Origin of the sequence: Sphingobacterium alimentarium, assembly GCF_004342685.1 — a bacterium.
GTDB lineage: Bacteria > Bacteroidota > Bacteroidia > Sphingobacteriales > Sphingobacteriaceae > Sphingobacterium > Sphingobacterium alimentarium.
On record NZ_SMBZ01000012.1, the window covers coordinates 48,379 to 74,489 of the forward strand.

The 26,111-nt window shown below is 38.6% G+C and carries 25 protein-coding genes and 5 tRNA genes; 18 read left to right on the forward strand and 12 right to left on the reverse strand.

Features of this window, described 5'->3' with window-relative positions; genetic code table 11:
- Positions 1 to 517: 517 nt before the first annotated feature.
- The 4 genes from EDC17_RS06315 to EDC17_RS06330 all read left to right on the forward strand — a co-directional run bounded on the left by EDC17_RS06315 (position 518) and on the right by EDC17_RS06330 (position 3,994).
- Positions 518 to 688 carry a hypothetical protein gene (locus tag EDC17_RS06315; protein WP_243646062.1) on the forward strand — a complete coding sequence of 57 codons (171 nt, stop codon included), beginning with the start codon at positions 518 to 520 and terminating at the stop codon, positions 686 to 688.
- Between the two features lie 180 nt (positions 689 to 868).
- Positions 869 to 2,071, forward strand: a complete 1,203-nt coding sequence (locus EDC17_RS06320; protein WP_132777301.1) for a porin — start codon at positions 869 to 871, stop codon at positions 2,069 to 2,071.
- 155 nt (positions 2,072 to 2,226) lie between these two features.
- Positions 2,227 to 3,339, forward strand: a complete 1,113-nt coding sequence (gene lpxB / locus EDC17_RS06325; RefSeq protein ID WP_132777302.1) for a lipid-A-disaccharide synthase — start codon at positions 2,227 to 2,229, stop codon at positions 3,337 to 3,339.
- Between the two features lie 16 nt (positions 3,340 to 3,355).
- Entirely contained in the window at positions 3,356 to 3,994 is a 639-nt protein-coding gene (locus EDC17_RS06330) for a hypothetical protein (protein WP_132777303.1), read from the forward strand.
- 49 nt (positions 3,995 to 4,043) lie between these two features.
- On the opposite strand, the gene EDC17_RS06335 is transcribed toward EDC17_RS06330, so the two are convergent.
- A complete protein-coding gene (locus EDC17_RS06335) occupies positions 4,044 to 4,793 on the reverse strand; it encodes an endonuclease/exonuclease/phosphatase family protein (RefSeq protein ID WP_243646063.1) in 750 nt (249 codons plus the stop codon).
- A gap of 200 nt (positions 4,794 to 4,993) precedes the next feature.
- Between EDC17_RS06335 and EDC17_RS06340 the strand changes: the two genes are divergently transcribed.
- Entirely contained in the window at positions 4,994 to 5,503 is a 510-nt protein-coding gene (locus EDC17_RS06340) for an FUSC family protein (RefSeq protein WP_132777305.1), read from the forward strand.
- 21 nt (positions 5,504 to 5,524) lie between these two features.
- On the opposite strand, the gene EDC17_RS17210 is transcribed toward EDC17_RS06340, so the two are convergent.
- On the reverse strand, positions 5,525 to 6,283 hold the full coding sequence (locus EDC17_RS17210) for a hypothetical protein (RefSeq protein WP_132777306.1): 759 nt from the start codon (positions 6,281 to 6,283) through the stop codon (positions 5,525 to 5,527).
- Between the two features lie 54 nt (positions 6,284 to 6,337).
- Positions 6,338 to 7,351, reverse strand: coding sequence for an alpha-L-fucosidase (locus EDC17_RS17215; protein ID WP_132777307.1), 1,014 nt, complete (start codon positions 7,349 to 7,351; stop codon positions 6,338 to 6,340).
- Positions 7,352 to 7,436: 85 nt separating this feature from the next.
- Here EDC17_RS17215 and rnhA point away from each other — a divergent pair, with 85 nt between their 5' ends.
- The 5 genes from rnhA to rimK all read left to right on the forward strand — a co-directional run bounded on the left by rnhA (position 7,437) and on the right by rimK (position 11,947).
- Complete coding sequence (gene rnhA, locus EDC17_RS06355; RefSeq protein WP_132777308.1) at positions 7,437 to 7,940, forward strand: ribonuclease HI; 504 nt, start codon at positions 7,437 to 7,439, stop codon at positions 7,938 to 7,940.
- Between the two features lie 839 nt (positions 7,941 to 8,779).
- The gene (locus EDC17_RS06365; protein WP_132777310.1) at positions 8,780 to 9,259 is read left to right on the forward strand and encodes a DNA-deoxyinosine glycosylase; all 480 of its coding nucleotides are present in this window, start codon (positions 8,780 to 8,782) and stop codon (positions 9,257 to 9,259) included.
- A gap of 75 nt (positions 9,260 to 9,334) precedes the next feature.
- The gene (locus EDC17_RS06370; protein WP_132777311.1) at positions 9,335 to 10,513 is read left to right on the forward strand and encodes an AIR synthase related protein; all 1,179 of its coding nucleotides are present in this window, start codon (positions 9,335 to 9,337) and stop codon (positions 10,511 to 10,513) included.
- 9 nt (positions 10,514 to 10,522) lie between these two features.
- Entirely contained in the window at positions 10,523 to 10,954 is a 432-nt protein-coding gene (locus EDC17_RS06375; RefSeq protein WP_243646064.1) for an ATP-dependent zinc protease family protein, read from the forward strand.
- A gap of 57 nt (positions 10,955 to 11,011) precedes the next feature.
- A complete protein-coding gene (gene rimK / locus EDC17_RS06380; protein WP_132777312.1) occupies positions 11,012 to 11,947 on the forward strand; it encodes a 30S ribosomal protein S6--L-glutamate ligase in 936 nt (311 codons plus the stop codon).
- A 39-nt stretch (positions 11,948 to 11,986) separates the two neighbouring features.
- Here rimK and mnmA read toward each other — a convergent pair whose 3' ends face one another.
- The gene (mnmA, locus tag EDC17_RS06385) at positions 11,987 to 13,078 is read right to left on the reverse strand and encodes a tRNA 2-thiouridine(34) synthase MnmA (RefSeq protein WP_132777313.1); all 1,092 of its coding nucleotides are present in this window, start codon (positions 13,076 to 13,078) and stop codon (positions 11,987 to 11,989) included.
- Between the two features lie 187 nt (positions 13,079 to 13,265).
- On the opposite strand from mnmA, the gene EDC17_RS06390 reads away from it, so the two are divergent.
- The 4 genes from EDC17_RS06390 to EDC17_RS06405 all read left to right on the forward strand — a co-directional run bounded on the left by EDC17_RS06390 (position 13,266) and on the right by EDC17_RS06405 (position 13,679).
- Positions 13,266 to 13,341 (forward strand) — tRNA-Phe (locus tag EDC17_RS06390).
- 40 nt (positions 13,342 to 13,381) lie between these two features.
- Positions 13,382 to 13,457, forward strand: a tRNA-Phe gene (locus tag EDC17_RS06395).
- Positions 13,458 to 13,498: 41 nt separating this feature from the next.
- Positions 13,499 to 13,574 (forward strand) — tRNA-Phe (locus EDC17_RS06400).
- A gap of 29 nt (positions 13,575 to 13,603) precedes the next feature.
- Positions 13,604 to 13,679, forward strand: a tRNA-Phe gene (locus EDC17_RS06405).
- Between the two features lie 280 nt (positions 13,680 to 13,959).
- Here EDC17_RS06405 and EDC17_RS06410 read toward each other — a convergent pair.
- Genes EDC17_RS06410 through EDC17_RS06440 form a run of 7 tightly spaced genes read right to left on the reverse strand, consistent with a single transcriptional unit; the run spans position 13,960 to position 19,412 of the window.
- On the reverse strand, positions 13,960 to 14,913 hold the full coding sequence (locus EDC17_RS06410; protein ID WP_132777314.1) for an MBL fold metallo-hydrolase RNA specificity domain-containing protein: 954 nt from the start codon (positions 14,911 to 14,913) through the stop codon (positions 13,960 to 13,962).
- On the reverse strand, positions 14,907 to 15,500 hold the full coding sequence (gene coaE / locus EDC17_RS06415; RefSeq protein WP_132777315.1) for a dephospho-CoA kinase: 594 nt from the start codon (positions 15,498 to 15,500) through the stop codon (positions 14,907 to 14,909). The genes EDC17_RS06410 and coaE overlap by 7 nt, the downstream gene beginning before the upstream one ends.
- A gap of 12 nt (positions 15,501 to 15,512) precedes the next feature.
- A complete protein-coding gene (locus EDC17_RS06420; protein WP_243646065.1) occupies positions 15,513 to 16,517 on the reverse strand; it encodes a hypothetical protein in 1,005 nt (334 codons plus the stop codon).
- Between the two features lie 42 nt (positions 16,518 to 16,559).
- Complete coding sequence (gene yajC / locus EDC17_RS06425; protein ID WP_132777316.1) at positions 16,560 to 16,874, reverse strand: preprotein translocase subunit YajC; 315 nt, start codon at positions 16,872 to 16,874, stop codon at positions 16,560 to 16,562.
- Between the two features lie 19 nt (positions 16,875 to 16,893).
- On the reverse strand, positions 16,894 to 17,331 hold the full coding sequence (locus EDC17_RS06430) for a DUF1573 domain-containing protein (RefSeq protein ID WP_132777317.1): 438 nt from the start codon (positions 17,329 to 17,331) through the stop codon (positions 16,894 to 16,896).
- A 7-nt stretch (positions 17,332 to 17,338) separates the two neighbouring features.
- Positions 17,339 to 18,286 (reverse strand): transcription antitermination factor NusB, encoded by a 948-nt coding sequence (gene nusB, locus EDC17_RS06435; protein WP_165894375.1) that lies wholly within the window; start codon positions 18,284 to 18,286, stop codon positions 17,339 to 17,341.
- A gap of 58 nt (positions 18,287 to 18,344) precedes the next feature.
- Positions 18,345 to 19,412: a Glu/Leu/Phe/Val family dehydrogenase gene (locus tag EDC17_RS06440; RefSeq protein ID WP_132777318.1), complete on the reverse strand. Its 1,068-nt coding sequence runs from the start codon at positions 19,410 to 19,412 to the stop codon at positions 18,345 to 18,347.
- Positions 19,413 to 19,578: 166 nt separating this feature from the next.
- Between EDC17_RS06440 and EDC17_RS06445 the strand changes: the two genes are divergently transcribed.
- The 4 genes from EDC17_RS06445 to EDC17_RS06460 all read left to right on the forward strand — a co-directional run bounded on the left by EDC17_RS06445 (position 19,579) and on the right by EDC17_RS06460 (position 25,383).
- The gene (locus EDC17_RS06445; RefSeq protein ID WP_132777319.1) at positions 19,579 to 21,357 is read left to right on the forward strand and encodes an ABC transporter ATP-binding protein; all 1,779 of its coding nucleotides are present in this window, start codon (positions 19,579 to 19,581) and stop codon (positions 21,355 to 21,357) included.
- A gap of 59 nt (positions 21,358 to 21,416) precedes the next feature.
- Positions 21,417 to 23,390 carry a DUF3857 domain-containing protein gene (locus EDC17_RS06450; protein WP_132777320.1) on the forward strand — a complete coding sequence of 658 codons (1,974 nt, stop codon included), beginning with the start codon at positions 21,417 to 21,419 and terminating at the stop codon, positions 23,388 to 23,390.
- Entirely contained in the window at positions 23,390 to 25,297 is a 1,908-nt protein-coding gene (locus EDC17_RS06455) for a DUF3857 domain-containing protein (RefSeq protein WP_243646066.1), read from the forward strand. The genes EDC17_RS06450 and EDC17_RS06455 overlap by 1 nt, the downstream gene beginning before the upstream one ends.
- Positions 25,298 to 25,309: 12 nt before the next feature.
- A tRNA-Ala gene (locus EDC17_RS06460) sits at positions 25,310 to 25,383 on the forward strand.
- Positions 25,384 to 25,509: 126 nt separating this feature from the next.
- Here the strand turns inward: EDC17_RS06460 and EDC17_RS06465 are convergent.
- Positions 25,510 to 25,701, reverse strand: a complete 192-nt coding sequence (locus EDC17_RS06465; RefSeq protein ID WP_132777322.1) for a cold-shock protein — start codon at positions 25,699 to 25,701, stop codon at positions 25,510 to 25,512.
- Positions 25,702 to 26,111: the final 410 nt, after the last annotated feature.

Genomic DNA, 26,111 nt, shown 5'->3' on the forward strand with positions numbered 1-26,111 from the left:
AATTCGTAGAGCTACACGAATTCTAATGAAACGAATGTGCTCTGCCTCTGGAATCAAGCTCGAGGCAGAATAGGTCGTCGAAATCGCAGAATTGGACAATTCAACCTAGTGAAAGAGGCAATTAGCAACTGCACAAGCTTGTTGAAAGCTTGTCTTTGGGTTGTGCTATTGGCTCTTGTACAATACATTGTATTTAATGTTTTCTTTCTTAAAATCTGACAGCGCAAAAGTATTAAATTATTTTTTTGTTTATGCAATTGAATTGTTGTTTTTTTCAAAAAAATAAAACACCCTTTCAGCAATTCCGCTAATATGTCAATAAGACTTACTATTCGTTGAAATGTTTAAAATCATTTTTACCCATCATATTCCTATCACATTTTCATTCAATATACTTACTTGATTTTGTTTATCCTATTAAATACTCTAATTTTGTGGTATTGACAATAAATTAAAAATCATGGTTGGTCCAAGCATTATATTTTACATCATTTTCGCTATTCCCTATATCTTCGTTATGTACTGGTTAGTAAAGCAAGATAAGCGCAAATATGCTTGGGGACTATCTGTAGTCACCGTAATCGCCATAGTAGCGATTTATGTGTCGCAAAAAGCCAGCAAAAACGCCATCGAAAACTACAAGCAACATCAGATCGACGCCCGAGAAGCAGAGAAAGAGCTACAATAGCAATTAAATCGTTAAGTTCTCGACAAGAAGAAGCCCATTATTGGTGTTAAGAAATTGTTACTTATTTAAAATTCTCAAGTTTTTACAGAATGTAAGTATATATTTGTGTTAAGTTAAAATTAAATTTAACAGCATACACTTACAATGAAACAAGTTAGAATATAAACTTAACTATCTAAGATGAAGCTTAACATGGTACATGCTGCAGCTGCAGCATTTATTTTATTTGTATCCAGCTCTGTGCAAGCACAGGAGCGCGATGACCGTGCCACTATTCTGAATTTCAAAGGCATTCAATATACCTCCCAAGACTCCTTATTCTATACCAACTTTAGATTTCGTATGCAAAACCGTCTAGGTTTCAGCAACGTAATAGACAATGAGGATAATGGTAAATTTGACGCACGAATCCGCCGCCTGCGTATGCGGATGGATGGGTACATTTACACACCGAAAATCTCGTACTCCGTACAATTGGCTTTCACACGTGGCGATCAAGATTATGACGATACAGGTATCGCCAATATCGTCCGAGATGCAGTCGTATTTTATAATTTTTCGGATGATTTTTATATTTCATTCGGTCAAAATAAATTACCAGGCAACAGACAACGGGTGAATTCCTCTGGACAGCTCCAATTTGCGGATCGTTCTTTGGTAAACAGCAATTTTACTGTGGATCGTGATTTTGGTGTTACGCTCAATCTAAGCAAGAAAATTGGTAGTATGCCCTTCAATGCCAAAGCAGCTATCTCGACGGGTGAAGGAAGACCTGCCCTATCGACGGACGATGGCCTAGCCTATACCGGAAGAATTGAATTTTTGCCTTTGGGTGAATTTGAAAATTCAGGCGATTATTCGGAAGGAGACCTAGAACGAGAGGAAAAACCTAAACTTTCTATTGGCGGCGGCTACAGCTATAATGACCGGACCATTCGCGAAGGTGGACAATTGGGCAAGTATGTTTTAAATCCCTTCACCCTCAAAACAGGTTTTGCGGACGCCATATTCAAATACCAAGGGTTTGCCTATCAAGTTGAATATATGCGTCGTGATGTAGACAATCCGCTGAATGTCCTGGAAGAGGATCCATCGGAGCAAACCTATGCGTACAAAGGTTGGGGTGTGAATCAACAGACTTCCTACTTACTGAATAAAGGATATGAAGTAGCTGCCCGCTACACGTACGTAAAACCACATCAGCAAATTGCCTCCTTCGAGAATCAAACTGAAGTCCTTGAAATGGGATTGACAAAATACATGAAAGCCCATCGGTTGAAATTTCAGCTAAATGCGAATTATACGGTGAAAGATGGTATCTATTCGAACACGCATAATAAAAACGCTTGGGGCGGGATGTTCCAAGTTGAATTAGGTATCTAGCCAACATAAAAATATTGTTTGCCAAAGGTGATTCTATGAAGGATCACCTTTTTTGATTTTATGTAATTTTTTCCGGGAGCGATTATGGAATGTGTTAGATTTCTGCATCCATCCTTAAAGAATACTTATCTTTAAGGATTCAAAAGGAGATATACATGAAATACTATATTGTAGCAGGAGAAACATCAGGAGATTTGCATGGCGCTAATTTGATCAAAGCATTAAAAATTGAAGATCAGCAGGCTGATTTTAGAATAGTAGGCGGCAATCAGATGCAAGAAGCATCCGGTCAGACTCCTTTGATTCACACTTCTCAAATGGCTTTTATGGGCTTTGTAGAAGTACTCAAAAATCTAAAAACCATCTCTAGAAACCTCAAATCTGTAAAAGAAGATATCTTAAAATATCGTCCTGATACCATAATCTTGATTGATTTCCCGGGCTTCAACCTGAAAATCGCTTCATTCGCTAAGCAACAAGGTATTAAAGTATGCTATTATATTTCTCCCAAAATATGGGCATGGAACCAAAGTCGTGTTCACAAAATCAAAAAAGTAGTCGACCATATGTTTTGCATTCTTCCTTTTGAAGTTGATTTCTACAAGCGTTTCGGAATGAAGGTGGATTATGTCGGCAACCCATTACTGGATGCGATTTCGGATTACAGGTTTAATCCGAATTTCAGGCAGGACAACAACCTTTCAGAGGAACCAATCATTGCTTTACTTCCAGGCAGTCGCAAGATGGAAATCGATGAAATACTTCCCGAAATGGTGGAATTGAGTTTTTCATTTCCAAAACATCAGTTGGTCATCGCGGGTGCCCCTAATTTTGACAAAGCCTACTACGAAAAATATATCGGCAATCTGGATATACCCATTGTTTTTGATCAGACCTATGATTTGCTTCGCAATGCCGAAGTAGCTGTCGTGACAAGCGGCACAGCCACCTTAGAAACGGGAATTTTGAAAGTTCCTCAGGTTGTAGTTTACAAAGCAAACCCGATTTCGGTGTGGATAGCGCGAAAACTTATTAAAGTCAAATTTATTTCCTTAGTAAACCTTATCAATGATTATTTGTCTGTAATTGAGTTGATACAAGAGAATTGTACGACAAGCGATATCAAGGAAGAGGTAGGGAAAATAATAATGGATGCGGAACATCGTGCAAGTATAATGGAGAATTATGATGTTCTTGCAGAAAAACTTGGAGAACCTGGCGCATCCTCCCGTACGGCAAAACTTATCGTACGCTATTTACAAGAATAAAACAAAGGAGCTCATTATGAGATTTAGCACAATAATAGGATTACTGTTTTCATGGATTGCAATGACAGCCTCTGTACATGCTCAGAGCAACGAGATAAAAATATCAAAATTAGTCTTGGACAAAAAGCAAAAAGAAGTTTTTGACAGTAGAGATTCATCGGTAGTTATTCACATTGACACCTTAATCATGAAAGACCGTTCTTCGTTGCAGTTTTATGGTAAAAAAGATGTGAAAATCACTGTTAATCACGCTGAAATAGGCGATAGAGCATTTATTAGCGGGGTAGCGGGTAAGAACAATGCTTCTAATTTTGATTTAGATTTCAACTTCCAAAAATTAGGATCACTTTTTATTGTTGCCAAGGGAATGGATGCGACGAATGGATTTAGAACTCATCCCAATGGTGATGCCGGTGATATCAATTTAAAATACGACGGTAATGGTATTCATCCCCAGACCACCGACAAAAAAGCAAAAAATTATTTACATACAGACACCACCCCGGGCGGCTTGAGAGTGGTGGCAGCATCTGATTTGAGAAATATTTATGATCAAATCCGCAGCAGTGCTCCGGGACTCCGAGGTGTACCACAAGGTCAGATCTATTCAGGATCTCCAGGGCGTGAGGGCAAAGTCAGCATCTCAGCAAAATAAACACAAAAACCTTCCGATTGGAAGGTTTTTGTGTTTTTAGCATCGCCTATTAGAACTCATATGTGTATATCGCTATCAGCGGTAAATGGTCAGAAGCATACTCTCCTTCCATAGCGGTAGCATATTGAAACTTAAATTGACTTGTAGCCAATTTATTATGTGCCACAAAATCAATCGCTCGTGCCGGATTTTTCACTGGGATAGTAAGGGGACACTCTTCCATACATGACAAGGTAAACTCTTTTTTCAAAGTGAGCATTTCAGCGGAATGAGGTTGTGCATTATAATCTCCTCCTATAAATAAGGGTTTATTGAGCTTTTGACTTAATTCATTCAAATGTATCACCTGTGCCATGCGGTTTTCGGCGTTCAGGTCCAGATGCGTTGAAGCAAATTCTATAGATTTATCTCCCGGCAAATTTACCGTTGCTAATGCTATACTTCGTTGCTCTCCAGAAGTCGGCATAGGAAGAAGTTCATTGCGCGTATTACTCAAAGGGTACTTACTTAATATTGCTACACCATATTCTCCCCCACTATAATCGATAGATTTGGAAAAATAAAAATGCATATCTAGCAATTTAGCGAGTTCTTCGGCTTGATGCGTATTTCCCGAACGGGGTACATTTACATCTATTTCTTGCAAAGCCACGAGTGCAGCACCGCTTTTTTTGATTACATCGGCTATATCTTGTAGATTCACCACATCCGATTTGTCAGGCGCACCGTGATGAATATTATACGTCAAAGTGATTAAACTTTTAGTCGAAGATTTCGGTTTTTCAGACTTCGTCTGCATACTACTCAGCATGACTATAGATAACATACAGAGCAAAAAATTAAAAAAACGGTAATGCATAATACAACAGATTATAGTGTTTCAATTATTTAAATCGCTTAACCAAACTTACAAAGTCTAATGTTAACTTAAAAACACAAAATAGATTGTACGAAAGATAATACAATGCTTAATTTTGTAGCTCAAAATCAACACCGTTAATGCTTGACCCTATACTAAAAAGAATTGCTTCCTCGCCTGTATTAATTTATATCCTTCGATGTTGTATCGGTTTTTTAATTGGGTATAAACTATACATTACATATCCTGATTTCGAGTTGTTCTGGACATTATTATCCATCATATTGGTTATTTCACCGGAAGAAAAAGACACCAGAAGACTGTCTATTGAACGATTCAAATCCAATTTTATCGGCTCTGCAGTTGCAATGGTCATGCTTTTATTCTTGGAGCCCAATGTGTACACCATCATTGCCGGTATTTTCGTTACTATTATTGTTTGTCGCTTGTTCAATGTATTGAATATGGCTCGCGTAGCTTTAGTGGCGTTATTGATTATCATGGTTCAACCGCATCAAACCGGATTTGTTGAAGCCCCTATTTATCGATTCGGTTCGGTGGCAGTAGGCTGTATTATCGGCTTGTTGATTGTCGTATTGACTTCTATAATTTTTAGACCCCTAAAAAGAAAATTCGGAATACCTTATTAGGCATTCCGAATCCACATTTTTCTATAAGTTACTTTCGATAGCTTTCACTTCTTCTTTGTGTAACTCTATCGGTTTATCTAATAGCACTGCGATAACAGTCATGTGCTCATCTAAACGATCTGCGGGCACATCGATATAGATAATTCCAGGTCTATCAGACCAATACAACTTATTATAAATTTTGTGATTAATCATGAACCCATCTCCTACAATACGTATTCTAGATATGGCGTTTTTTATTCCTTTCAAGGCAATAGGACCTGTTGGTTTACCCTCTACAAATAAGTAAAGCGTCTGCTTATCCGGTGACAATGCTGAGTAACCTGCATAGTGATTTTTATCTATGCCTTTATTGGCATTATGAAACACTTCCGCGTGCTTCTTAATCCAATCCTTTGATTGTTCTGACTTAAATTCATAATCTTCATGTATCTGACTACCATCCTCGTTAATAACAAATTGTAGCAAATTATCACCAAAGTAAGTGCGCTGAACTAAAAGTGGAATTAGCTTATTGATATCTTGCATGTTCAAAATAGTGTAACGATCAATAGGAAGCGACATTCTTCGTACATCAAAAGAAGGTTTATCTTCAAAATCTATCGCTAATACAGTGACATCCTTATCAAAATCTGAGTCAGACAAAGGCACCTTCAAATCATATCCGTTGTAGTCAAAATCAAGATTAGATAATGTATTCAAATTTCGAATAGCCGTAGGTTTAGATCCTAAACTAAATAAATTAAAACTGTTTTTCTCCGCATCAAGATATACAAACATCGTCTTACCATCTTTGGAGAAAGCTGTTTTTTCATTGGTATACCTAAATGCTACTCATGCTCTTGTTCCATATACAGCTTCTTTATATTTACTTGTCCATGTACCCAGTTCTTTGAGAATAGCCACTTGCTCTTCGGGAATTGTTCCGTCAGCTTTGGGACCAATGTCAAGCAATAAATTACCCCCCATAGAAATACAATCCACCAATGTTCGAATTATCATATTTGGTGTTTTATATTTCCTATCGAATGGGTGATATCCCCACGAATCATTCATCGTATAACACAACTCCCAATAACGACTTTGCGGACGCACCACAGGAATTCCCTGCTCGGGAGTTTCATAGTCCCCATGATGATTGAGTCGCGAGTTAATAATAATATTTGGATTGTATTTGCGTAATAAAGCCAGACTTTGTTCAGCTTTCCATTCTTCGGATGAATGTTCCCAATCACCGTCAAACCATAATAAATCAGGCTTAAATTGTTGAGATAGCTCTTTTAATTGGGTTTGGTAAAAATCAACAAATGCCCCCCAACGTTTTGTATCTTCTTGTACAATATATCGCTTTTGCGTACGTGTTTTAATATTATAATCTGGATGACTCCAATCGGGTAATGAATAGTATAACCCTGTTTTCAAACCTTGTTTTTTGATTGCAGCGACAAATGGTGATAAAACATCTTGCTTAGCCATAGCATCCTTCACTGTCGTCAAGCCACTTTTCCCTTTGCTATCCCAAAGCGCGATACCATCATGATGCTTTGACGTAATTACTGTATATTTTGCACCAGATTCTTTGATTAAAGAAGCCCATTCTTGTGGATTATATTTCTCTGCAGTAAAACCATCCAGTTGTTTTAGGTAATTATCATGGCTAATATAATTATTGAAAAATGACCAAGATTCAGATATGCCATCTACGGCATAAATTCTCCAATGAATGAAAATACCCAACTTGGCATCATCAAACCATTCCATCTTTTTTGATTCGGCAGGTTTCACGTCTTGTGCTAACGTAGGAAGGGCAAATAAGCAGGACAAAACTGCCAAAAGTTTCTTTTTCATAACATGATATTGGTTATTGTTTAAAAATAAGGATTTCGAGAGGACAAACAGCAATAATGAATACAAAATCGTAGTTTTGTAGTCAATGATTGAATTATATACTGACGGCGCTTCGAGTGGAAATCCAGGACCAGGTGGGTATGGAACTATATTGCGAACTATATACACGGGGACGAATCCAGAATTTCAAGGCAAACTTATCGAAAAAGAATTTTCAGGCGGTTACCGCAGAACGACCAACAACCGCATGGAATTGATGGCTGTTATCGTCGGCTTGGAAGCCTTAAAGAATATAAAACAAAAAGTAACTATCTATTCGGATTCAAAATATTTCATTGATGCTATTGACAAAAAATGGATCAACGGCTGGATTCAGAAAGGTTTTGCTGGCAAGAAAAACAAAGACTTGTGGATGCGATTGATGCAGTCCTACAAATTGCACGATGTGAAGTTGGTTTGGGTGAAAGGTCATGCGGGACATGCTTTAAATGAGCGCTGCGATAAATTAGCCGTAGCAGCATCAAAAGATCCTCTGAAGTGGCAAATTGACTCCGTTTTTGAAATGGAAGAGAAGCAGGGATTGTTGTAAAATTTAGTATATTTAAGTTTCAAAGGTTACACTTTATGAGACCTTTTATATATTTATATTTGATTTTATCTCTTTACAGTTGCAGTCCCTCGCAAAAGACAAATCAACAGAAATCAAGCGATGCTCTTGCAAGCCACGATAGTGCATTGACAAAGTTGAGATTACATTATGTACATCTCTCTACCATCGACTCTAGTGTTTATTTATTTGATATATCGCAAAATTATATCGGCATTCGACGTCAGCATCAAAATCTTCTCTCTCTCCACGAATCTATAGAAAAGCTAAAAGACCTACTACCAAAATATTTCAGTGCTTATCATTCATCCACATTTAATCTTGGATTTCGGGGTGGTATATTATCGCAATACAATTTTAAATTTAATCAAAAAGAAGTGAGCGATTTTTTAGGAAGGAACCAAAGTCATGAATTATCACTGAATGCACTATTAAATCAAGTTTTATTTATTCCAACTTCAAAGATGAGATAAATCCCATATTTAAACCTTATGGTTATATGATTCATCAATTTTCCAATGAAAAAGTTGATTTCGATTTTAAAGCAGAAGAAAGTTCATCCACAGATTCCATTACTTTTTCACCAAAGTTTTTCATAGGATTCCTGAATATTACGATGATAAATACACAGCTTAAAACTTTAAAACCAGAGGATCATCAGTGTCTGGACAAAGTCGACGACCTTTCCTATGAATCTGAGGTACGGGAAATGAGGGACAATTCCACAAATCCTGGTAGAATTAGATGCGTGTATGAACCATTTTATGTCCTTAATTTTTCAGGTATTGAAATGAATCCTTTTTGTAAATAACTAAGAAATCATGCTCAAACAATCTTTTGCCCCTATCCTTCCTCTAAAGCCTAGAATCTTAATATTGGGATCTTTGCCCGGTGATTTATCAATCGCAAAAAACCAATATTATGCCCATCCACAAAATCGTTTCTGGAAAATATTGTTTGCTCTATTCGGAAAGGAATTTTCAACGGATTACGCACAAAGAATAGCACTGATAAAAGAAAACCAAATTGCGCTGTGGGATGTCTGTGCTTCGGCAATACGTCCCGGAAGCATGGATACAGCGATTTCGGAAGTGATTCCTAACCCCATCCCTCTATTATTAACACAACATCCCACTATTACAAAAATTATATTCAACGGTCAGAAGGCTCAAAAACTTTTTGATAAGTATTTTCAAAAGCAAGATAACCTCAGCTATATCACCTTACCGAGTAGCAGTCCTGCCAATGCACAATTCTCTATAGATAAACTCTTGCAACATTGGGAAATTATCAAAATTTAGTCCTGGAAAACTGCCTGACAGTGTTTGTAAAAAACTTTCGCTATAATCATCTGCTTTGATTATTTTTGTGGCAAGATGTCAGACTTAAAATACAACCAAAGAGGTGTATCCGCTGGGAAAGAGGATGTACACAACGCCATAAAAAATATCGACAAAGGTTTATTTCCAAAAGCTTTTTGTAAAATCATCCCCGATATATTGGGTGGTGATGAACAATGGTGCAACATTATGCATGCAGATGGTGCTGGTACAAAATCGTCTTTAGCCTATGTGTACTGGAAAGAAACTGGAGATATCTCTGTTTGGAAAGGTATTGCTCAAGATGCCATCATTATGAACCTAGATGACTTATTGTGCGTGGGAGCAATTGATAATATCATCTTATCGTCGACTATCGGTCGTAACAAAAACAACATTCCAGGTGAAGTAATCGCTGAAATCATCAACGGTACAGAAGAAATTTTGGCCGAATTGCGTGAAATGGGTGTAGGTATCTACTCTACAGGTGGCGAAACTGCCGATGTAGGTGACCTGGTACGCACGATCATTGTGGATAGTACCGTGACTTGCCGCATGAAACGCGAAGACGTGATTTCGAATCATAAAATCAAGCCGGGAAATGTCATTGTGGGTCTAGCTTCATACGGAAAAGCGACTTACGAAAAAGAATACAATGGCGGAATGGGATCCAATGGATTGACTTCGGCGCGTCATGATGTATTCAGCAAATATATAGCAGAGAAATATCCTGAGAGCTTTGATCCAGCTGTACCATACGACTTGGTATTTGCCGGTGGTAAAGCTTTGACAGACGTAATCACATCAGAGACAGGTGAAGAAGTGACTGCGGGCAAACTGGTATTATCACCAACGCGTACATACGCTCCTGTTATCAAACAAATATTGGACAAATACCGCGCACAAATTGATGGAATGGTACACTGTTCGGGAGGTGCACAGACGAAAGTACTTCACTTTGTGGACAATGTGCATGTCATCAAAGACAACTTGTTTCCTATTCCTCCACTTTTTGAACTAATCCAAAAAGAATCGAATACAGATTGGCAAGAAATGTACAAAGTGTTCAACATGGGTCACCGCATGGAATTATATGTTTCGGAAGAGATTGCGCAAGACATCATTGCGATTTCTGAGTCTTTCGGTATTCCAGCACAGATCGTGGGTCGTGTCGAAGCTGCTGACAGCAAAAAAGTCACTGTACAATCGCCATACGGCACATTTATATACGAATAATATTTTCTAGTGAAGGAGAAGCTTATCATCGGTCGTGTAGAGATTATTGATCTTCCTGAGTTCGGGATGTACAATATCGAAGCCAAGATTGATACCGGAGCGGACACTTCAGTTTTACATTGTGAGGATTTTGTCGTCACCGAAAAAGATGATAAGCGTTTTATTACTTGTCACATTCGGCCGCATTTGGAAGACGAAGAAATCCTCACCATTACTTTTCCGATACACCGCGAACGCGTAGTCAAAAGTTCATTTGGGCAAACCGAAACCAGACATATATTTCTTACAAAAATCAGGATGTTTGACCAGCTATATGATATCAAATTGTCGCTACGTGATCGATCTTCCATGTCATACCCTATGTTATTAGGTAGAAATTTTATTAGCAAAAAATTTCTTGTAGATGTTTCTAAAAAGAATTTAGCATCCAACTCCTTCTAATATCAAAACTAATTATAGAGTTCTCTTGTTTTATAATAAACACTAATACGCATATTTGTGAAAATAGCAGTCTTATCGACAAACAAAAACATCTATTCGACACGACGTCTGGTAGAAGCAGCAATAGCACGAGGGCATGAATGTATCGTCATGGATCATAGTAAATGCTATGTGGGAATACAACAAGGTAAACCGAGTATTCATTATAAAGGACAAGACATCAATAATATCGATGCCATCATTCCGCGTATTGGAAGCTCTGTAACATTTTATGGATCAGCAATCGTCAGACAATTTGAGGTCATGGATGTCATCTCCGCGAATCCGAGTCAAGCGATTACGCGCTCTAGAGATAAACTGCGTTGCATGCAAATCCTTTCGGGTGCAGGCTTAGGCTTACCGACTACAGGATTTGCTCGTATGGCATCGGATGTTGACGACCTCATCGACATGGTGGGCGGCGCACCCTTGGTGATCAAATTACTCGAAGGCACGCAAGGTATCGGCGTAGTATTGGCAGAGACGAAGAAAGCAGCATCATCTGTGATTGAAGCATTCTATGGGTTGGGAAATAATATTTTAATCCAAGAATACATCAAAGAAGCAAAAGGTTCGGATATACGTGCTTTTGTGGTAGATGGCAAGGTCGTAGGTGCAATGAAACGTACAGCCAAAGAAGGTGAGTTTCGTTCCAACTTGCATCGCGGTGGCTCTGCAGAGATCATTAAATTGACGCGTAAGGAAAGAGAAACGGCAGTAGCAGCAGCCAAAGCTATGGGACTGACCGTAGCGGGCGTGGATATGCTTCAATCTTCCCGAGGACCTTTGATATTGGAGGTCAATTCTTCACCGGGTCTAGAAGGGATAGAAAATGCGACAAGCAAAGATATCGCAGCAGAAATCATCAAGTACTTGGAACGTCAATACGATTTCAAACAACAAAATAAGCCGACTACGGCAAAACGTAAAGTAAAAAAAGAAAGCAAGCTGTAATAGCTTGCTTTCTTTTTTTATCTATCAAAGACTTCTTCCCTATTTCATCAAAAATCCGCCACCTAATAGATCGTTTCCTTCATAGAATACGGCAGATTGTCCCGGTGCTATTCCTTTTACCGCATGTGGAAAATCCACTTGCATTTTGTCACCATGTTGTGTTAATATGGATTGTGCACCTGCATCTTTGTAGCGAATTTTGGTAACAGCCTCCATCGGTTGATCCAAAGAAGCATATTTCACCAAATTAATATCTCGCACCCATGCTTGTGTTTTTTCTAACTCATGCTCCTCGCCCAACACTACAGAATTACTCTCCGGCAATATCTCAATCACAAACATTGGCTTGCCCAAAGCAATACCCAAGCCCTTGCGTTGACCTATTGTGAAGTAAGGATAACCGATATGTTGACCTACCACAGTGCCATCTGAAAGGATAAAATTACCAGGGCCAATTTCTTGATCCAAACTTGGTCTTTTGTTTCTTAAGAAATCACGATAGTCATTATTCGGCACGAAACATATTTCATAGCTCTCCGATTTGTTGGCCAATTCATGTTGTCCCATTTCCAATGCCATTTGCTTGATTTCGGACTTCCTGAACGATCCCAAAGGAAATTGGGTACGTGCCAAGTTCTCTTGTGATACTCCCCACAGCACGTAGGATTGATCCTTGTGCTCATCCAAACCTTTGGAGATCACATAGCGACCATTATCGTGTTGTCTAATATTGGCATAGTGTCCTGTTGCAATAAATTCACAATCCAATTTATCAGCACGCTTGATTAACGCTTCCCATTTGATATGCGTATTACACAATACGCATGGATTAGGCGTACGTCCAGCGATATATTCCTCCACGAAATTATCAATCACATAATCGCCAAACTCATTTCTTATATCCAGTATATAATGGGGGAATCCATAGCTCACAGCCAGTGAACGAGCATCATTGATACTGTCCAGACTACAGCAGCCTGTCTCCTTCGATGATCCACCAGAACTTGCATAATCCCATGTCTTCATCGTAATACCGATCACCTCGTAGCCCTGCTCGTGCAACATTACTGCCGCGACCGAACTATCCACGCCTCCACTCATCGCGACCAATACTCTACCCTTTTTACTCATAACAAAATATTAAAGTGCAAAGATACCCTTATTTCATCTATTAACGTGTTTATTTCATGTAATTTTATCTCAATCAAAATCAACGATTTGGAAATTTCAATAAAAATAATTAGCCGTATTGTTTCAGATTTCAAAAAAAGAAGCTACATTTGCAACGCAACGAAGGATAATTCAATGCATAAAAAACGGTGCCATAGCTCAGTTGGTAGAGCAAAGGACTGAAAATCCTTGTGTCGCTGGTTCGAATCCAGCTGGCACCACCATAAAAACTGAAAGTAACAGTTTCCAAACAAAAACTTGAAAGGTGCCATAGCTCAGTTGGTAGAGCAAAGGACTGAAAATCCTTGTGTCGCTGGTTCGAATCCAGCTGGCACCACCACAAAAAACTGAAAGTAACAGTTTCCAAACAAAAACTTGAAAGGTGCCATAGCTCAGTTGGTAGAGCAAAGGACTGAAAATCCTTGTGTCGCTGGTTCGAATCCAGCTGGCACCACCACAAAAAAGGGNNNNAACAAAAACTTGAAAGGTGCCATAGCTCAGTTGGTAGAGCAAAGGACTGAAAATCCTTGTGTCGCTGGTTCGAATCCAGCTGGCACCACCACAAAAAAGCTTCTGAAAATTTCAGAAGCTTTTTTTGTTTTATTGACTATCCCAAATACCCCAAGAGGTAATAAATGATAATAAATACAATTATCGTCCCAAAGCAACCGAAGCCCATTTTCTTGGCTCCCCAACCTGCTATTAATGCTCTAAAAAATTTGTTCATATTGGTAAGTATTTTATGTGATACTTTTATAAAACCAATAATTAAGTAAAATGTTTTTGCGCGATAAGCTTTTGCGCCGTCCTAAGAATAATTATCACCAAACAAAGGAATTCGATTATTTCAATATATTCCTCACCTTAATCTTTCCCTCGTAGTGCGATTTAAGGTGTTTACCTTCCCCATGCACAGTCCATATTTCCGTTGGTTCGACTCGTGCTATAAAAGTATTCAGATCATTCCAGTCAATATGATCCGAAATAAATAAGGTCATATCATTATAGTTCTGCAGACGCTTCCAGCCAGAGGCAAATACGCGTACGACATTTTTGGCACGGAAGTAATTATGAAAAGTCATAGGAGGAACCAAATAGATCTTATCCTGACCGTCTTTTAAGGCCTTACGGTTGTAGATCTCATACTCCAGCTTGGCATACCCTCTGGAATCATAAATGCGATGTATAGGCGCAATATTATGGTGTGCGTACACTATTTTGTCAGGGCAATAGGTATTTATCAAATGAGTAATGCGCTGCGCCTTGCCTAATGCGTAGCAGCCCAACATAATATTTAGCTTTGTGCTATTGAGTTTTTTGATTTCTTCGATCGGATCTGGATGGATAATCTCCGGATCGGCAAAGGTAGTTTCGGTGATTAATACGTCAGCTTTTATATATTCCAAAGGCTCACAGGTTATATCCTCCTGCAATTTATAATCACCCGTGTATAAATATCGCGCACCTTTATATTCCATCAATATTTGGGCAGAACCCAATATATGACCCGCGGGTATGAACGACAGTTGCACCTCTCCTAGCTCAAAAGTTTCTCTGTATAGTTTGGAAAGATAAGATGCCACCGGTTGCTTCGTGAAACGATGCTGCATAAACGCAATGGTATTGGATGTCGCGTAGATGGATGTGTGCCCAGGCACCGCATGGTCGCCATGTGCATGGGAAATTACAGCTTTGTCTACAGGATATTTTGGATCGATATAAAAATCACCATACTTACAGTAAAACCCTCTTTCATTCTCGATCAAAAAATCGTCTAAAATTGCTTTTTCTAGCATTTATCTATTAGCTGTTTGTGTATGTTATAAATCTGCGGCAACAGAGGCTCTATTCCATCATTTACCAAGATGAAATGTGCCATTTCCATTTTAGCCTCATCAGACATTTGTTTGTTAATGCGGTTAATGACTTCCTCACGAGACACATTGTCGCGTGCCATGACGCGATCGATACGTACATTCTGTGGAGCAATGACCAAGATTGTATAATCTAAAGTTTTGTAGGAGCCTGATTCAAACAGTAGAGCCGCTTCTTTGAGGCTATAACAACTGCGTTGCACATTTGCCCAGTCTACAGCATGTTGAATCACGACAGGATGCACGATCCCATTTAGAATGGTCAATTGGTCATTGTTATTAAACACTTGCTCAGCCAGCCATTTGCGGTTCAAAGTGCCATCGGCAAAGTAGACCGATTCTCCAAAAGCATCAATTAATCCTTTACGAACCGTGTCCGAGCTATTCATAATGGCTTTAGCTTCTTTATCTGCATCATAGAAAGGCACACCTAAGGTTTTAAATATCTTAGATACAAAACTTTTTCCGGAGCCAATTCCTCCTGTAATACCAACTTTAAGTGATTTCATAAGGGATTCGAATTACTTTCTGACAAAGAAGTCTACGTTTTGCGGTTCGATTTTTATTGTTTGCACAAAATCCGGAACCTTGGTGATACGAACGGGCAAGCTCTTCACGTGTTGATCTTCCCAATTCTCTAAGTCCACTATTGCTTCAAAGTCACTAGCTGTCCATTTGCTATAATCTTTCAATGACACTAAGATAGTCAAGGTCACCTTGCTCGGTACAGTACGTACAGAAATATATTTTGATCCATTGACGATTTTGACCGGCACTTCAATAATTTTTTCAGTCAGCTCACCTACCGGAATTACAACTTCCGTCATCCGCGGATAGATCGTAATATTGGTTTTGTGGTTCTTGTTGATATTCGCTATTGTTCGAATATCTGTAAACACCAAATCTCCCTTGATGGTATCCGTTTCGAGGTATTCAATATTCGACACATCTTCCGTCGGCCCCGTAATCGTAACCATAGAAGGATTGATTCGTGTTTCGCCTATAAACCCATATTGTTTTGTGAACGATATATTCGTAGGAACCTTGATGGGAACTTTCTTTTGCGTTTGTTTAGAAAAATCAAAATATAATGTATCCGGTGATACAGCCATTACTCTTTTCTCACTGGGAAATTGACGATTGATAAAGCCTATTTGATTGCTGAAAACAATAAAATTACGACTGTTTAAGCCACTCAAATCAACTTGGAGATTGTTGGTATCCGACCGCAGCTTCGACATGAGGACATTCCATCCGCTCATGCGTACACTCACATTTACTGTATCGGACTGCAAGGGATGAAAAGCACGTTTCTCGGGAATGTTGACGTACTGAATCCCTGCTTTAATGGTGAAGGTATATTGATTGGACACGGCAATCAATAGCCAAGCGACAAACGAAATAACGAGACACCGTAAGAAGATATTGATCTTTCTGCGATGAATTTTTGTAAATCGACGTTGCTTCATATACACAAAGTTAACAAAACTCAGCGTACTCTCTGTCACCACAATAAAAAAAGCCATTTACCTGCGGTAAATGGCTTTTTGATTATTCTTGTTGTAGAATTAAGCTTTTGGCTCTGCATTCGCTGCTTTGGAAGCATCTAAAGATACCGCAGATTTGTCAAAACGCATACGTACACCTGAACCTACATCTACTAAAAATGTAGTATCCGATACCTCAACGATACGTCCGTGAATACCAGCTGTAGTCACGATTTTAGAGTTAACACCCAATTCTTCAATGTATTTTTTGTGTTCTTTTTGTTTTCTCATTTGTGGTCTGATCATGAAGAAATAAAACACGACAATAATCAGCACCATTGGTAGCATTCCCATTAAACCACCGCCACCAGCTTGTAATAAAGTATTTGATATCATATAATTATTAATTTTTAATTTATTGACCTACTGTTCCTTTTAATTGTACGGTTGTCACAGGATTTTCCGCATTGGAAGATATCGTAACAAATTTTTGTTGTACACCAGGATGTCCAGCGCTATTGAAACTCACTTTTACTTCACCCTCTTTGCCTGGCAAAATAGGATCTTTGGTATAGTCTGGCGTAGTACATCCACAAGTTGCAGTCACTTGAGCCAAAATAACCGGCTCTGTACCTTCGTTTTTGAATTTGAAAGTATGCTCAACAACTTCGCCCTCTTTAATGGCTCCAAAGTCATACTCTGTTTCCTCGAATACAATCTTACCATTGCCTAGTGTATGCACACTCTCGACATCATTACCTAAGCTGTCGTTGCTTGCCTCTTCTTTATTGGATGTATTATTACATGCCATCAATAGAGATGCGGCTACGGCTGCGAATAAAAGTTTCTTCATTTTATTATTAGTCTTTTAATCCTCTTCCTGATTTACGGATACGTCCTTGTTTGTTCAGATCCGCAAGAATTTTGTCTAATATACCATTTATAAATGTATTACTTTTCAACGTACTGAATGTTTTTGACAATTCGATGTACTCATTGATAGTAACTTTAACCGGGATAGATGGAAAATTAATTAATTCACTAATTGCCATACGCATCAGAATAGTATCCATCAAAGCGATACGATCTGCTTCCCAGTTTTTTGTTTTTTCAGCGATCAATTTTTGATATTCTTCTGAATATCGAATTGTTGATTTGAACAGTTCCGAAATAAATTCCTCATCTTCTGACCAGCTTGGCGTCAAATCTGCCAATTTGTTTTGTGAAGGAACTTCTGAACTGAAGTTTTTGAAAGTTTTAGCAATCATAGCCTGCAGTACTTCTTTGTCTACGGACCAATTGATAAATTTTTCTTCAAAAACTTGCTCTACATCCACAGACTTCAGCACAATCTTTTTAAAGATATGTTTGATAATATCTTTTTCAGAATTAATACTGCGATCCTCTTCTTGTAGATAATTTAAATAAGCTTCCGAATCCTTCAGCTGCGCGAATATCGAGCGCACAATTTCCGGATCAAACTCCCAAGACACCTTGTACTTTTTCACCAACTCCAGATAAGTCCTATTCTGACGCAATGACTCAATAAAGGTATTGCTATTCAGTTTGGTCGTTAGGATTTTATCCTTTTCTGTTGGAAGATATTTGGCGGCACGACTTTCGGCATCTATAACTACGTATTCTGCTACTTCATCCAGCAAATTCAATGTCCAGATGTACATTTCATTTACCTCTTCTACATTCTTGAAAAGTGCCTTTTCAAAATCTTTAATTTGTTTATCCTCCGATAAACTGTACGCGTAAAGCGTTTGCATGACCTTAACTCTAAGGTGTCTTCTGTTTAACATAGTGTATAAGAACGAATTATTTATAAAGAACGATTTTTATGCAAGAAGTCGGAATCAACTACCGCTTTAATTTGGCAATATTCACAATGCGTTTTTCCGCTAATTGTCTTGCCGCCTCAAAAGTGGTAATTTTCTCTTCTTTTGAACTTTGCAACACGTGACGAGTTGCTGTATATATATTACGAATCAAAGACTCTGTACGCTCGGTACCATAGCCTTCCAATTCAGAGTAACAACTGATCAAAGCACCTGAGTTGATTAAGAAATCCGGTGTATATAGAATGTTGTGCTCTTTCAATAGTTGTATTGTTCTGTCTTCATCTTTCAACTGATTGTTTGCCGAACCCGCGATGATTTTGCAACGCATCTTCGGTACAGTATCAGGATTAACAGTGCCTCCTAACGCACATGGTGCGTACACATCTACATCCAATTCATAAGATGTACTGTATTGAATAGGCTCAGCTTTGTATTTAGCGGCAACTTTTAATTTGCGCTCTTCAGTCATATCGGATACATATACACGTGCATTCTCATTGCGAAGCATTGATACCAAATGCTCCCCTACCGAACCGACACCTTGTACTGCGACCTTACGACCAGCTAGTGAATCATCACCATACAATTCTTTGATAGCCGCTTTGATTCCGTAGAATACACCGCGCGCCGCAAATATAGTTGTATCCCCTCCTCCATTCATGGATGTTGGCAATCCTGCTACATAATTAGTCTCTGCATGGATATACTCCAAATCTTTCTGTGTAGTACCTACATCGATAGAAGCGATAAAATTACCATTCAATCCTTCGACGAATTTACCGAAACGACGCATTAATACTTCCGACTTGTCGGTACGGTTGTTTCCGATAATAACAGCACATCCACCACCAAGATTCAATCCTGCTAAGGATGACTTGTACGTAATAGCTTTTGACAGACGCAATGCATCTTCGATAGCTTCTTCTTCGGACTCATACGGCAACATACGTACACCTCCGATAGCTGGACCTAAAGTCGTATTGTGAATAGCCACAATAGCTTTTAGTCCTAATTGAGGATCATTACAAAAGAATAGATTCTGATGATCAGAATTGGACATCAGATTGAAAATAGTGGAATTTTGCATAACCAATATATATATCAAATAAGCCCATTTTAGGCTTTACAAAATTAAAAAATTAATTGATTTAAACGTATTATTTTGCGTGAAATATCTGCCTGCGGTCAATTTCAACTTTTAGACATTCATTTATTTAGGCTGAAAGACTTAACTTTGTTATCATTGTATATATATGAAAGATCTCGCTTATCTAAATAAATATTTCCTCAAGTACAAATGGCGTCTTATTCCGGGTGTTATATTTGTTATCATTTCCAACTATTTCGGCATATTGCCAGCCAAAGTGATTCGTGAGGCTTTCGACTTGGTGAAAGAAAACATCGATTTGTATAAGCTTTACAATGGTTTCGACAATCAACAATCTATCTATAGTATTTTTGGAAAAAGTCTATTGTATTTTGGTGCTTTAGTCCTTGTTCTCGCCCTCATACGCGGAATATTTCTATTCCTGATGCGCCAGTCGATAATTCTTATTTCACGATATATCGAATACGACTTGAAAAATGAGATATACCAACATTATCAAGCATTGGATTTTTCCTTTTTCCGCAAAAATAATACGGGTGACTTGATGAACCGCGCTACGGAAGATGTAAATCAGGTCCGCAATTATTTAGGTCCTGCTATCATGTACACCATTAATACAGTGACCTTATCCATCATGATCATATATGCCATGTACGATGTGAATCCTACATTGGCGACGTACGCACTATTACCGATACCTATTATCATGGTAATTATACTGTTCATCAATAAGGTTATTAATCAACGCAGTACACGCATACAAGCACAACTCTCCAAACTTTCGAATTTTGTGCAAGAAACTTTTTCGGGGATACGAGTTATCAAGACCTATACCCAAGAAACGGGCAAAATTGATGAATTCAAAAAAGAAAGCGAAGTATACAGAAACACAACATTGGATCTGGTGCGTGTACAAGCCATATTCTTCCCGCTTATTATTTTTTTGGTAGGGTTTAGTACGATTATCACGGTATATGTGGGTGGATTGGAAGTCAATAAAGGCACTATTACAGCAGGTAATATTGCCGAGTTTATCATCTATGTGAATCAACTGACCTTCCCGGCACTGGCACTTGCCTGGGTGACCTCATTAATTCAGCGTGCTGCGGCTTCCCAGAAACGTATCAACGAATTTTTGAATACGAAATCTGAAATAGTAAATGGCAGTGTAGTCAAGGATATAGTAGGAAATATAGAACTGAAAAATGTATCCTTCACCTATCCAGAAACTCGTATCAAAGCATTGGACAACATCAACCTGACGATACCAGCTGGTCAGACGGTAGCCATCATTGGTAAGACCGGGTCGGGCAAAAGTACATTAGCCAATCTACTTCTGCGTATGTATGATGTTGATTCGGGCAGTTTAGCATACCAGGGCACCGATATCAAAGATTACGATTATATTTCATTGAGGGAGCAGATCGGATTTGTTCCACAAAATGTTTTTCTATTTTCGGATACGATTGCAAATAACATAGCTTTTGGATTAGACAAATATACGGCCGAGCAAGTGGAATGGGCTGCTAAGCAAGCTGCTGTATACGAGAATATCATGGGATTTGAAGAAGGATTCCATACGCATATCGGCGAACGGGGCATTACCTTGTCGGGCGGTCAAAAACAACGGGTTTCAATAGCACGAGCACTGATTAAGAACCCGAATTTTCTGATTTTTGATGATTGCTTATCAGCCGTTGACACCAAAACCGAAGAAGAGATTCTGCATAATCTGAGCAAGATCATGAAAGATAAAACCAGTATTTTTATTGCTCATCGTATCTCGACCATCAAAAATGCGGATCACATTATTGTATTGGATAATGGAAAAGTCATCGAAGAAGGCAACCATGAGTCGTTGTTAGCGCTGAATGGGGAGTATGCTGATCTGTATGACAAACAATTATTGCAAGCGCAGGAATAATTTTCATGGCATTATGAAGTAAAATTGTTATTTTCAAAAACAATTTTATATTAACTTAAATGAAATTATTAACGCTAATTAGCCTTCTATTATATAGTGCGGTAGCTGTGGCGCAGGTAAAGGATTTTCCTCCAATGTCTGCTGTGAGTTTTGAGCAGATAGGCGACTATCCTGACAAAGATGCGAATGCTGTGGTATTGCTCGAAACAGGCAAAACCCATATGGACATCAGCGATCGCGATAATGCTTTACGTGTATTCCACACCTATAAGGTACGAATCAAAATATTATCCCAAGAAGGATTTGACCATGCTAACTTCACTATCCCACTCTATAGCTTTGGCAGAACCTTTGAATATATAGACGAGGTCATTGGCAAAACGTACAACCTAGAAAATGGTAGAATTACGGAGACGCCTCTAGAAAGAAAAGCTATCATCACCGAAAATCAAAGTGAATTTCTAAAACTAACCAAATTCACTATGCCCAATATCCAAGTGGGTTCCATTATCGAAATACAGTATAATTTAGTATCGCCTGATATTTTTAATTTCCGGTCGTGGCAATTTCAGTCGGATATCCCTAAAATCCGTAGCGAATATAATGTACGTATCCCCGCCATTAGCAATTATAATGTCACATTAAAAGGTGGTTTCAAGCTCGAAGACACCAAAAGTAAACGCGAGGGTGGTTGCTTCGCTTTTGGCGGTCAGCGTGTAGATTGTTCTAACATCACGTATACGATGAGCAATATTCCAGCCTTCAAGGAGGAAGCGTTTATGCTAGCTCCCAAAAATTATATCTCAGCGATTAATTTCGAATTGGTAGAAATGACTAATCCACGAGGCGGCGTTGACAAGTTCACCAAAGCGTGGAAAGATGTAGACCAAGAACTGATGACTGATAGAAGTTTTGGGGGACAGCTTAAGAAAACTGATTATTTCAAAAGTAAAATGGATCCATCCATTTTAGAAATCAAAGATACACATGCACGTGCAGCTGCCGTATACCAATGGATCAATAAAAATATCCGCCTGAATAACGTCTATGGAAAATATGCACAGCAGGGCGTGGAAGATGCTCTGGAAAGAAAAAGTGGTAATGTAGGAGATATAAATCTGGCACTAATTACCGCGCTGCAGGCAGCAGATATAGAATGTTATCCTGTCATCCTATCGACTCGGAATAATGGTCTTCCACATGACCTACATCCTGTATTAACCGATTTCAACTATGTAATCGCCGCAGTCAAAGTCAATGATAATTTTATATTAGCAGATGCAACAGATCCTTTGATTGCTTTTGGCCAACTTCCATTACATTGTATCAATGGGAAAGGCCGTATTATCTATTCCCGCAAATCCTCAGAATGGATAGAACTAACTAATAATACGGTTTCCTTAAGTGAATACAATTTCCATGGGAAACTAGGACTCGACGGGAAATTAAAAGGCAAATTGACCATTTCCTCCACGGGGCTTGACGCCTTGAACAAGCGTAAAGATATAATCAGTTACCCTAGTTTTGAGGAATATGTTGAAAACTTTGACGAAAAGCTTAGTCATATATCCATACATCAATCCGCTTTGCATGGGCAAGACACACCCGATCAGTTGCTTATTGAAGAATATGAAGTCGACATTAACTTAATGTCACCGGTGCAATCAAATAAAGTACTTTTCAATCCTATTTTTATATCAAGAATTACTAAAAATCCATTCAATCTGGATGAAAGAACTTATGACGTAGACTTGGGAGCTCAGGACACTGAAAAACATCATATAGAAATCGAATTGCCTGAAGGCATGACCTTATCTCAAAGCCCTAAAAGCATGAATATGGTATTGCCACAGAATTCAGCACGGTTCTATTACAACAGCAAGATCGCGGACAACAAGTTAGTTGTCACCCAGCAATTGGCCTTAAATAAGGCAATATATACCAGTGATGAATATTTCGGATTGAAAGAATTGTTTTCCAGAATTATCCAGCATATGCAACTTGATTTCGAATTCAATTACCAAGCCCAATAATGAAGTTTAAAATTCTATTTTTAGCCTATATTTTTTCTACTATTCTTGCATCTGCACAAGAGTATGCGGTAGAATCCATTCCTAGCGGATTAAAAAGCCGCGCTACGGCCGTCCTACGCAATGAGCATATCAGCATTGATATGAAGAATGATAATAACATCACCGAAACGGTCACTCGTGCCATTACGGTATTGAACAAATCGGGTGAAGATTATGCCCAGCTCACTGTGTATTACGACAAAAGCAAGACTATAAAAGACATTAAAGGTGCTGTATATAATGAGTTCGGAATCCAGATTCATAAATTCGGTCAACGGGATTTTAAGGATTATAGCGCCACCGATGGTGTGAGTATGTACGCCGATTTACGGGTCAAACATTACGCACCGAGTATGACGACATATCCCTATACCATCGTATATACGTATGAAATCAAGCACGGACAAAATTTATTCATTCCTTATTGGTACCCGAATCGAAATAGCGACCTCGCTGTAGAAAAAAGCACTTACCAATTCAGCTGCAAACCGAATCTCAATCTCCGCATCAAAGCAGAGAATCTGCAACAAGATGCTGAAGTCGTGAGCAACGATAAGGGTAAGACATATACATGGACAGCAGCTAATCTAAATGCACGCAAAATCGAGCCTTTCTCCCCTCTAGAGAATCCCAACAAAATGGTCGTAAAGATTGTACCCGAATCGTTTCAATATTTTAAAAGAACAGGAACGGTAAACAATTGGAAGGATTTTGGAAAATGGGTGCATGATGAATTATTAAAAGGAAAGCAAGATTTACCAATAGAAACTATCGCCAAAGCAAAGCAAATTGCTTCGCAATACGATAATCCGAAAGACCAGGCTAAAGCACTGTACGAATATATGCAAAACAAAACCCGCTATGTCAGCATTCAGGTAGGAATAGGCGGATTGGAGCCTTTTCCAGCATCGTATGTCGATAAATTAGGCTATGGCGACTGTAAGGCTTTGGTAAACTATATGCAAGCCTTATTGCATGCTGTAGACATCCCATCGCTTTACTGCGTAGTAGAAGCCGGCAGCAGCAAGGTTAGTTTGGACGAATCTTTTGCCAATGCGGTGGATGGTAATCACATCATACTATGCATTCCTTTCGAAAACGATACCACCTGGCTAGAATGCACAAGCAACAAAAGCCCATTTGGCTATTTGGGAGACTTCACGGACGATAGGTTGGTATTAGCATGTACCGAGGAAGGTGGCAAAGTATTACGTACGCCGGCATATCCATCGGCGGGAAGCCTGCAAAAGCGCAAAACGGCATTTCAAGTGTCCAAAGAAGGCAACTTAAGTGGTACGTTACACACCTCCTTTACAGGTTCGCAGTTTGAAAATCATTTTTCCAATCTGTACAACAGCCTACCCGATCAAAATAAGCAGTTGAAAAAATATTACGACATCAATAATATTGTATTCAATAAAATAGACTACAAGGTAGATCAGGCTGATGGTCCTGTGCTGGAAGAGAATCTGGATATCTATATCCGTAACTGTGTCGTAAAAAATGGCAACAATTACATACTCACACCCAATATTTTCAACACGCAACGCAATATTCCAGAATCAAGAAATCGTATAAACCCTTTGTATATCAACCGGGGATACACCGATATTGACGAAACGGAATTTGTCTTTGAAGAGAAACTCAGAGGCATACTCGCACCGGTGGATGAAACAGTAGAATGTGCAATGGGGAAATATGAACTTAAAATATCTTCCGATGGGCAAAATGTAAAATATTATCGTAAATTAGAGATCAAAGACGGTACCTACCCTCCGGAAGCGTACCAAGCCTATTTTGATTTTATCACAAAAGTGGCAGCGCATGACCGTATCCGTTACACGATTCATACAGCAGAAGCAAATTAAACTTCTGTTATTGGGGCATTAGCTCATTTGGCTAGAGCGCTTCGCTGGCAGCGAAGAGGTGATCGGTTCGAATCCGATATGCTCCACAAGACATTTTCTACAAGAGGTAAGGACCAAAACTTACCTCTTTTTTATTTTGACCAAAAAAGCAAATAAAAAAGGCTATCTCATTTCTGAGGTAGCCTTCCGTAATAATACAATTTGAAGTATTGTTATGCTATGCGTACGTTTGTAGCATTAAGCCCGTTTCTTCCTTGTTCAACATTATATGTTACTTGATCATTCTGTCTGATATTGTCCTTCAAACCTGACATGTGTACGAATAGATCTTCGCCACCATCGTTAGGTGAAATAAAACCAAAACCTTTTGTCTCGTTGAAGAATTTTACTGTTCCTTGTTGCATTTTTGTAATGTATTAAATAAAAAAAATTGTTTTTGGCATAAAGCCATCCTTTAAAGACGATATGTCCTTAATAACCATTTTGTCAGCAGAATAATGAATGAGAAATAAATGATACTGAAAGGAAACAATTTCAAATAGTTACTACATCAAAAAGATGATAACATTGGCATCTGAAAAGCGAAGACTAAAAGTGAAAAGTAAACTGATCGTTCCTAGGTTTAGCGAGGCAGGGCCTGATTATATTCAAATATACCATAATTTATTTAAAATCAAAGAATTAATTTCATTATTAAATAAATAGATATTGGTTATTCTCATTACTGTCCCATTAAAACTTGAAATTGTTCTTTGAAATATTTGAAATATAGTTAGTTATAGAGGTTTGGCAACCGAACGGACTTGAAAACATA